Origin of the sequence: Saccharothrix sp. ST-888, from assembly GCF_000955975.1 — a bacterium.
In the GTDB taxonomy this organism is placed as follows: Bacteria; Actinomycetota; Actinomycetes; order Streptomycetales; family Streptomycetaceae; genus Kitasatospora.
In genome coordinates this window covers 1-334 of sequence record NZ_JYJF01000713.1, presented here as the reverse complement: position 1 = coordinate 334, position 334 = coordinate 1, and the positions used below count along the sequence as shown (strand labels likewise).

Below are 334 nucleotides of genomic sequence, written 5' to 3'. Positions count from 1 at the left end.
GACCGACCCCGCCGCCGCGCTCAGGCAGCGGCTCGCCGGGCCCCCCGCCGACGAGCAGGAGCCCCTCCTGCTGGAGCTGGTGTTCGGGCAGGTCGCCGCGGTGCTTGGCTACGCCGGCCCCTCCGCCCTCCAGCCGTCCCACGCATTCCGGGCGTTGGGCTTCGACCCCCCGACCGCCGTCGCGCTGCCCCACCGGCCCCGGGCGAGGGCGATCGCGGGGATACCGGGGGCGCGCCGCCGGGCGGCCAGGGCGTCCAGGAAGCTGTTCGCCGCCGCGTAGTTGCCCTGGCCCGCGTTGCCGAAGACCCCGGCGGCGGAGGAGAACAGCACGAAC

The 334-nt window shown here is 77.8% G+C and carries 1 protein-coding gene; it reads right to left on the bottom strand.

The window, feature by feature from the left end; translation table 11 throughout:
• Positions 1 to 108: 108 nt before the first annotated feature.
• A partial coding sequence (locus UK12_RS44690) for a KR domain-containing protein (RefSeq protein WP_269432069.1) occupies positions 109 to 334 on the bottom strand: 226 nt, incomplete at its 5' end.